This is a genomic window from Autumnicola musiva (assembly GCF_031846585.1).
Lineage (GTDB): Bacteria > Bacteroidota > Bacteroidia > Flavobacteriales > Flavobacteriaceae > Autumnicola > Autumnicola musiva.
Genome location: NZ_JAVRHK010000062.1, coordinates 1 through 1,355 on the forward strand (window position 1 = coordinate 1; position 1,355 = coordinate 1,355).

Below are 1,355 nucleotides of genomic sequence, written 5' to 3' on the forward strand. Positions count from 1 at the left end.
GACACTATCCCGTAAAGTGTGTAAGTTTTAAATAAAGGGGTTTGGCTTTATTACTTAAAGTCGAACCCTTTCTTCATATATGGTTAAGAACTGATTGAGGATAATTCCCCAATTTCTAACCGGCATAGTCCACTTTTTTGTGGCTTCCCTTAAAGCCAAATATACAGATTTCATAACAGCATCATCGGTAGGGAAGGATAATTTATTCTTGGTGTACTTCCTGATCTTACCGTTTAAATTCTCAATAAGGTTGGTTGTATAAATAATACGCCTAATCTCCAGTGGAAACTCATAGAAAACTGTAAGGTCCTCCCAGTTGTCTCTCCAGCTTTTAATAGCATAGGAATACTTATCATTCCACTTTTCTGCAAAATCCTCCAGGGCAGCTTCTGCGGCCTGTTTGGTCGGAGCATCATAGATGAGCTTCATATCTTTTGTAAAGGCTTTTTTGTCTTTCCAGACCACATACCTGCAGGCATTCCTGATCTGGTGAACTACACATATTTGAGTTCTGGACTGCGGGAATACGTTTCTGATGGTATCGGTAAATCCGTTTAGATTATCTGTGGCGGTGATAAGAATATCCTCCACCCCACGGGCTTTCATATCCGTGAGTACACTCATCCAGAAGGCTGCAGATTCATTCTTTCCAAGCCAGAGGCCAAGAACTTCTTTCTTACCGTCCCTCCTAAGGCCTACTGCAATATAGATCGTCTTATTTACTACCTTGGAATTCTCCCGTACCTTAAACACGATCCCATCCATCCAGACAATAAGATAAACAGACTCTAAAGGACGATTCTGCCAGGCAACAATATCATTACTAATTCGATCAGTAATTCGGGATATGGTGGAAGTAGAAACATCAAAACCATAAACCTCAGAGATCTGTTCTTCAATATCGCTATTGCTCATTCCTTTGGCATAGAGCGATACAATAACATTCTCAATACCATCGACCATATTCTGCCGCTTGGGAACAATCATGGGATTAAAGGATCCGTCCCTGTCCCTTGGAACTTTTATAGTGTCCTGGCCAAAGGAACTGCGAACCTTCTTCCGGGAATAACCATTGCGGGTATTGGTATCTTTGGAACGCTGGTTTTTCCCGTAATCCAGATGCCCATCGAGTTCACCTTCCAGCATCTTTTCCAGCCCACGCTTTTGCAGCTGTTTTAGAAAACTACTGAGTTCTTCACCTGATTTGAACTGCTTTAAAAAATCATCGTCAAATAAATCTTCTTTTTTCATTACTGTGTAAATATTAGAGGCCTGAAATTACAGGCAAGATTAAAAAAATATCGGGGTTTGCAAACCCCGATATTTTCTACTTACACAGTTTTTGAGATAGTCCC

1 protein-coding gene is annotated in these 1,355 nt (G+C 40.7%); it reads right to left on the reverse strand.

The features are described from left to right. Positions 1-54: 54 nt before the first annotated feature. Positions 55-1,251, reverse strand: coding sequence for an IS256 family transposase (locus tag RM539_RS19820; RefSeq protein WP_311505155.1), 1,197 nt, complete (start codon positions 1,249-1,251; stop codon positions 55-57). Positions 1,252-1,355 lie beyond the last annotated feature (104 nt).